At 42.4% G+C, this 6,569-nt stretch carries 9 protein-coding genes and 2 pseudogenes; 3 read left to right on the top strand and 8 right to left on the bottom strand.

Features of this window, described 5'->3' with window-relative positions; all coding sequences use genetic code 11:
• Positions 1 to 254, bottom strand: a pseudogene (locus IM507_RS09905) (ISAs1 family transposase); the annotation flags it as partial.
• Positions 255 to 478: 224 nt separating this feature from the next.
• On the opposite strand from IM507_RS09905, the gene IM507_RS09900 reads away from it, so the two are divergent.
• Together IM507_RS09900 and sipA are read left to right on the top strand one after the other, a co-directional pair.
• The gene (locus tag IM507_RS09900) at positions 479 to 646 is read left to right on the top strand and encodes a hypothetical protein (protein ID WP_193745192.1); all 168 of its coding nucleotides are present in this window, start codon (positions 479 to 481) and stop codon (positions 644 to 646) included.
• A gap of 8 nt (positions 647 to 654) precedes the next feature.
• On the top strand, positions 655 to 867 hold the full coding sequence (gene sipA, locus IM507_RS09895) for a regulatory protein SipA (protein WP_002738252.1): 213 nt from the start codon (positions 655 to 657) through the stop codon (positions 865 to 867).
• A 131-nt stretch (positions 868 to 998) separates the two neighbouring features.
• On the opposite strand, the gene IM507_RS09890 is transcribed toward sipA, so the two are convergent.
• The 5 genes from IM507_RS09890 to cobA all read right to left on the bottom strand — a co-directional run bounded on the left by IM507_RS09890 (position 999) and on the right by cobA (position 4,788).
• On the bottom strand, positions 999 to 2,597 hold the full coding sequence (locus IM507_RS09890) for a peptide ligase PGM1-related protein (protein ID WP_123229974.1): 1,599 nt from the start codon (positions 2,595 to 2,597) through the stop codon (positions 999 to 1,001).
• Positions 2,598 to 2,756: 159 nt separating this feature from the next.
• Complete coding sequence (gene psaJ, locus IM507_RS09885; RefSeq protein WP_002738148.1) at positions 2,757 to 2,885, bottom strand: photosystem I reaction center subunit IX; 129 nt, start codon at positions 2,883 to 2,885, stop codon at positions 2,757 to 2,759.
• A 45-nt stretch (positions 2,886 to 2,930) separates the two neighbouring features.
• Positions 2,931 to 3,425: a photosystem I reaction center subunit III gene (locus IM507_RS09880; protein WP_002735968.1), complete on the bottom strand. Its 495-nt coding sequence runs from the start codon at positions 3,423 to 3,425 to the stop codon at positions 2,931 to 2,933.
• Between the two features lie 132 nt (positions 3,426 to 3,557).
• Positions 3,558 to 3,977 (bottom strand): secondary thiamine-phosphate synthase enzyme YjbQ, encoded by a 420-nt coding sequence (locus IM507_RS09875; RefSeq protein ID WP_002737818.1) that lies wholly within the window; start codon positions 3,975 to 3,977, stop codon positions 3,558 to 3,560.
• A 10-nt stretch (positions 3,978 to 3,987) separates the two neighbouring features.
• Complete coding sequence (gene cobA / locus IM507_RS09870) at positions 3,988 to 4,788, bottom strand: uroporphyrinogen-III C-methyltransferase (RefSeq protein WP_123229972.1); 801 nt, start codon at positions 4,786 to 4,788, stop codon at positions 3,988 to 3,990.
• A 256-nt stretch (positions 4,789 to 5,044) separates the two neighbouring features.
• Here cobA and IM507_RS09865 point away from each other — a divergent pair.
• Positions 5,045 to 5,649 (top strand): annotated as a pseudogene (locus IM507_RS09865) (helix-turn-helix domain-containing protein); the annotation flags it as partial.
• Between the two features lie 15 nt (positions 5,650 to 5,664).
• On the opposite strand, the gene IM507_RS09860 reads toward IM507_RS09865, so the two are convergent.
• Together IM507_RS09860 and IM507_RS09855 are read right to left on the bottom strand one after the other, a co-directional pair.
• On the bottom strand, positions 5,665 to 5,889 hold the full coding sequence (locus IM507_RS09860) for a hypothetical protein (RefSeq protein WP_002735305.1): 225 nt from the start codon (positions 5,887 to 5,889) through the stop codon (positions 5,665 to 5,667).
• Positions 5,890 to 6,131: 242 nt separating this feature from the next.
• Positions 6,132 to 6,443, bottom strand: coding sequence for a putative toxin-antitoxin system toxin component, PIN family (locus IM507_RS09855; protein ID WP_287636945.1), 312 nt, complete (start codon positions 6,441 to 6,443; stop codon positions 6,132 to 6,134).
• Positions 6,444 to 6,569 lie beyond the last annotated feature (126 nt).

Below are 6,569 nucleotides of genomic sequence, written 5' to 3'. Positions count from 1 at the left end.
CTTGATATTTTTCGTCCATGACTATTATCTTGTTTGAGAAAGCAACTTTCTGGCTTTGAGGAATTACTCAGGTCTTGTATTCGCTGATAAAGATTTTTCTGATTTCCTTTAACGGTGATAACATAATCATTTTTACTCTTGATTATTAAGCTGATTGTTTTTTTCTGACAGTGTAAAGCATCGCCAGTAAAAACTTTATTTTGGAGAGAGCAATCCTCAATTATAGCTTGCCCTTCGTCGATTTCAGACACTTTTTATTCCTGAGTAGTGTTTTTTGTGTGTAAGCTTGTAGTCTTATGCTTTGAGGCTATTAGCCTACTTTTGTCGTTTCTTTGCTAGGTCAGGCAACACCCCAACCCAAGAACAAAGGGAGACAACGTTTTTTTACACATTTCTCTTCCCACAACTGTATCAAAAAATACAATTTAAGAAATCTTTACATTCTTCTCCCCAACTAACGATTCAGATTTTGGTTTTTTTGGTTGTACTGATAGCGATCGCCACCCTCGCCGCTAGGTCAGGCAACACCCCAACCCAAGGGAAAAATGTGACGAGAACAGCTTACACAACACCTATTCTTTGGGGAATCTATCTTGAGAATGATTTGAAATATGCTAACTTGGAAGATTATCACGATCGCATCTAGTCAGTACCATGAGTGAAATTAGCATCGGGGGAAAAGTCCGTCTGATTGCCATTCCCCCTTACCTGAAAACCGCCGATCCCATGCCTATGTTACGGCCGCCGGATCTGCTCAATATCGACGATATAGGCACGGTTATTGATCGCCGGCCGGGGGGTTATTGGGGTGTAAAATTCGATCGAGGCTCATTTCTGCTCGATAGCAAATATTTAGAGGTCATTTAAACCAGTTAAGTGCATCGCAGTCAAGACAACTTTTAACCAAGGTAAAACTATCGGTCATTGGCTGCCAGAAACTGCCTGCTTGGATGATTAAATCTCTCAGACAAAAAATTATACCCAGTAAATCAGTCTAGTTATATCCAAGTGATCGGTAATCCAGAATAATAACCTAAATTTATGGAACTAGGCTCTGTTTCCCAATCTAAAACCTGTTCCACACGCTGATAAATTGCCGCCGCTTCCTCACTAGAATTGCCGATACAAGTTAACCCTAATTTACCAAATTCTGACAGCGCACCCATGAGATGAAAAACCGTTCCCGTTTTACTGCTACTATCAAAATGTAAGTGATGTTTAGCAATAATATCCATTAAATCATCGGGAAGTAAACCTTTGTATTGGGGTTTGTGGAGATTATCGGAGGCAATATAATACTTTTCTTGGTGAGGTTGACTGAAAAATAATCCAGTTTCTCGATCATATTTACCATTAGTTAAAAGTTTCAAAGTCATAAAAGGATGGGTGGTTCCTCCTTTTCGCAGATTAATTTCGATCGCCTGTAGATCCCAGACTAAAGTTTCTGGATTTTTAACAGCGACGAAATCAACTCCATAGCGTTCAATTGCTCCCTTGGCTGCCAGAATTTCCCCTATTTTTAGACCTAATTCCTGTAATTGCAGGCGATAATTTTCATCAGCGGGAAAATGGCAACCTAGATAAATTTGACCATCGGGACCCCCTAAAATTTGATCGTGAGTGGAAAGAATCTTCACTTCTCCCGTGGGTGTAATATAACCTTGCACACTCGGCGATCGCTTTTCTTCTCCTTCAATAAAAGCTTCGACAATTGCCCCTAATTCAGCAATTCTGCCAGAAAAACTGTCCCAATTTTCATCCCTTGCTTGAAAACTCATCTTGTCTAATAGTTTAGCCAAGAGATTCATTTTCTCGCTTAAATCTAGGCTGTTACTATCAACAATTTCCCCTAAAGGACGTAAATCTAAAACTGCATTTCCTTCTCCCGATAACCCCTCATTTAACTTCACTACCATGCGTTTTAGTTGCGGTTGACGGGACCACAAACTAGCAGCTTCGTATAACAAATCTTTGACCGTATTTACCTGTAAACTACCGTCAGGATGGGGAATATTGCCTTGACCAAAAATCTCGCGACTGCCACTTTTAGAACCCCAATACAATAAATCTGGACTACAGGCAAATAAAGGAATATCTAATTGTAAAGACAATTCTCGCTCTAAATTAGTAGAATTAAAACAAACCATGTAGGCCCGATCTCGACGCAACGCTTGCCGGATTCTTGCTACTAAGCGCGGTCTGTCCAGAATTTTTTGGGTTAAAGGTTGAAAAGAGTTATCGTGAGTTGTCAGTAATAACAGACGATTATTAGCATGGGAAAAAGGAATCCCAGGCAACAATTGCAGGTAATAATCAATCACCATCCGCGAAAGTGGCTGCGCTGTTACATAGATTAAACGAGTTTTCGGGTGTCGCAATCGAATCAGAGAAAATAATAATCTTTCTTCGTAATGTAAAAACCCCGCCACTTTTTGACCGACTCTCTGATCGATACTAAAAGAAGGGATAACTAGGATATCATAATCGCATTCATCCGATTCGAGAACGTTTTCTCCCTGCCAAATCTCTTTTAATTTTTCTTGTAATTCTTGATACCGCAGCCGCTTTTCTAGCATCAAATCTCTATCTAACAGCATGGTTTGTCCCACCTCTGGGGTTGCAGATACCTGTATCTTATCGATTTTGAGAGCCTGTCGTCTCCAGTGTCTTTCTTTTCTTAATATTCCCCTGTGATCATTGCCATTAAAAAGGGATACAGTGGACTCTGTATCCCTTTTAATCACCTGAGATTGGCTTTAACCTAGCGGGTGGAATAAGAGATCGGGATAAAAGCGATTGAATTCGATTAAAATCCCGGCAGTGAAAGTCAGCAGCGCCATAATTAACACGGGTGCGGACGAGAGAAATTTAGTAAGTCCTTCCATCTGAGTTCTCCTAGGGAATAAAAAGTCAAGGGTTTGACACAAAAATTAACGAGGGGAAACGGTAATTTCCGAATCCTTAACGGTTAATTTACCGGAAGTGGCTTCTTGTAAAGCCGCCAAGGGCCAGAGAAAACCCGTTAACATTTTGCTGAGAGCGAGGGGAACATCGATGATGATTTCCTTCATTTCGGCATCTTTGTCGTCGCGCACGGCGATTAAATAGGCCCGACCAACCCAACCGATCCAACCGGTAATGTACAGGAATAGGATGCTAGGGATAAAGAAATCGCCCATGTGGTCCCAACGACCATCAACAATTAGGTGGGGATAGCCTTCCGGTCCACAGAGAGCTTGGGAGTAGGTTTGAGCGCGTTTGGCTCCCGATTCGGGGTCAGGAGTGGTGTTGCGGAAACTCTTCGCTTTTTGTAGGAAAGCGGGATTTTCGCTACAAGGGGTCAGATTGGACAAATCAGCCGACGCTGGAGCGGCAAAGGTGAACCAGAGGGATAGCACCAGGGCCAGAGCGAACAATTTTCGCATAAATTGTTTCCTTTTGTTACGAAATATGAAGTTCTTTGTTCAAAAAGCGAACAATTTGATCGTACACGGAAAAAATCTTACTCCGATGAGGGGTACGAGTAAAGTTTCTATTACAAAACTATACGCAAAGCTTCAGATCCCGGTGATATGAACCACCACTTGTCTTTGGTGACGACTCTGACGATGTTCCCAGAGATAGATACCTTGCCAGATGCCTAAAACTAATTTACCCCTAGCGATCGGGATTTGTTCCGATGTTCGGGTTAGGACCGAGCGAATGTGAGCGGGCATATCGTCTGGCCCTTCGGTAGAGTGATAGTAGAGACTGCTATCTTCCGGGACTAACTTGGCGAAGAAATTGGCCAAATCGGTGAGAACATCGGGATCGGCATTTTCTTGGATCAGCAAGGAAGCGGAGGTGTGACAGACAAATATACTGCATAATCCCGTCGTTATGCCCGATTCGGCTACGATCGCTTCTATGGGGGCAGTAAGACGATGGAAATTCTTGGGACTGGTGGTAATCGTCAGGGATTTTTGATATTGACGCATGGCAACCGAATCAGGGAGAAATGGGGGTGGGGGGGATTGTCCTCGATAGCAAAGGTTGTCCCGCTTGCAAGAGATCGTGAAGGTCCACCACTGCACCGATAACAGCGATCGCTGGGGCTTCAAAGCCGGTGGCTTCAATCTGGTCCATAATCGTGCTGAAAGTACCGATTAACTGCTGTTGTTGCGGTGTTGTTCCCCAGCGAATCAGGGCGATTGGTGTTTCTGGACTTCTGCCCGCCTTGGTTAACTCGCCGATAATATGGGGTAAATTATGCACACCCATGTAAACGACAATTGTTTCCGCACCATGGGCGATCGCTGACCAGTTAACTTGAGGACGATATTTACCCGCCATCTCGTGGCCGGTGACGAAGGTAACGGAGGAACTATAATCGCGATGGGTGAGGGGAATACCGGCGTAGGCAGGCACGGCAATTCCTGAAGTGATCCCCGGCACGATCTCGACGCTAATTCCGGCGGTGATCAGATCGAGCATTTCTTCACCCCCGCGACCAAAAACAAAGGGATCACCTCCCTTGAGACGAACAACCACGGCATTAGTCTGGGCCTTTTGGATCAGTAAATCGGTGATTTCCTCCTGTACCAGAGAATGACGACCGCGACGCTTACCCCCATGGATTTGTTCGGCCTTGGGGTTAATCATGGCTAGAATCGAGGGGCTGACTAGGGCATCATAGAGGACAACATCGGCGTTTTCTAAGAGAACTTTCGCTTTTAAGGTCAACAAACCGGGATCCCCGGGACCCGCACCGACGAGATAGACCTTACCGCAACTTTCTGATTGATTCATAGATACTGGGGAGAAAATTCTTGCTTCGATCGAATGCGCTTGATCCCTACTTTATTGTGACTGGGGCAAAATTTGGTATTTTTAGCTACAGTCACTCGGCGATCATGCGCTTTCTTCATGAAGAATTATGATCTTAACATTACTTAACCTTTAATCTAGCGATCACTCTGATCCTAAATCTTGTCTATAGAAATTCTTGGAGCTATGAGGTACAATAGAAAGCAAATAGACAAATAATAGAACTCGCCAGCTTCCTATGAGACCCTATTCTGTAGATTTTCGCCAAAAAATTATCGATGTCTGGAAGAAAGAAAAAATTTCCATTCGAGGACTAGCCCAGAGATTTGACGTGGCTAAAAGCTTTATTCAGAAGTTATTGAAGCAATATAAAGAAACAGGAGATATCCGTCCTCGTCCGCAAGGGGGAAGTCCGCCAACCAAGTTAAATAGTGAACAACTGATAATTTTAATAGAAATCATCGAAGCTAACAATGATGCAACTCTCGAAGAATTATCAGAATTACTGTATGAAAAGACACAGGTGAAAGTCAGTAGAGCCACCCTGGGGCGGCTGACGCAAAAACTCAATTACAGTTTCAAAAAAAAACACTACACGCGGCGGAAAAAGAAAGTGACAGGGTAGAGCAAAAAAGAGTAGAATACTGGTCACAAGTGCGGGAAATTGAGGCATCAAAACTAATTTTTATCGATGAATCGGGGGTAAATTTAGCCCTTTTGAGACTCTATGCTAGAGCCTTAATTGCCCAAAGAGATCGAGAAATAAAACCACAAAAAAGAGGAAGAAATATTTCAATAATTAGTGCTATAAGCTTAGAAAAAGTTGTCGCATTAGTCAATATATAAACGAAATAATATTCAAGGCTCATTTAATAGAGATTCTAGGATTTCGGGTGTTAATCCTCTAGCTTCGGATCGATTGCTAATTTCGTCCATCAGCTTACCAAGAAAGTCCCTATCGTCTTTACTCGGCTTTCTCATCAACAGATCAATAAAAATCCGAACACGCTCTTTTTCTTCAGAGGATGCGGATTGATCGGCTGCCGCTGTTTTGGGACTGACTTCGATCAAAATTTTGCTCATATTATTAAGGCTCATTCTTGCTATGCTTCGGGGGGTTGTTTGACTAATTCGAGTGCTTGTTCATTGCTTAAGGTTAAGTTCCGCATAGTCCATTTTTAATTTAATTATAACCAGCTAATTATGTCTTAATCAATATCAATTTAATATCCTTGCCATCACACCAGAACCTACGGAGGAGCTGATTACCCTTCCTTTTTATCATAAAGACTCCTTCGATCGAGTATCGCGGGATCAACAGGATTTCAAGATTCTTCATCCGCAACGGGATCGATCACGAGTGCTTTAAATTCTGAGGCAGAAATTATAGTTGTCGATCCTAAATTATCTACTTCTTCAAAGTCTTTATCACCTGTGATCAAAAAGTCAGCATCACTTGTCATCACACAAGCTAGAAATTTAGCATCCGATCGATCTCTAGGGAAATCAACGGTGCTGTGAACATCAATTAATCTAGGAACTGTATCGAAAATCCTATACCATTCTCTTATCACTCCTTCCGACAGCTTAAACTTAGGACGGCTGACAACATCTTTATATTCCTGAACTTCCCCCATACATATATACTATAATAGCCGAAAACCCTTATCCATCAATGGATACGCCCCTTAACTTTTCTTAATGTACCCATGTAATTTGTAACATTTCTTAATGGACAAGAATTCTCTCTATTTGCTAGAATG

Origin of the sequence: Microcystis sp. M20BS1 (assembly GCF_020245305.1) — a bacterium.
GTDB lineage: Bacteria > Cyanobacteriota > Cyanobacteriia > Cyanobacteriales > Microcystaceae > Microcystis > Microcystis ichthyoblabe_A.
The sequence above is the reverse complement of the archived record's forward strand: the minus strand, read 5'-3'. Positions and strand labels throughout refer to the sequence as shown.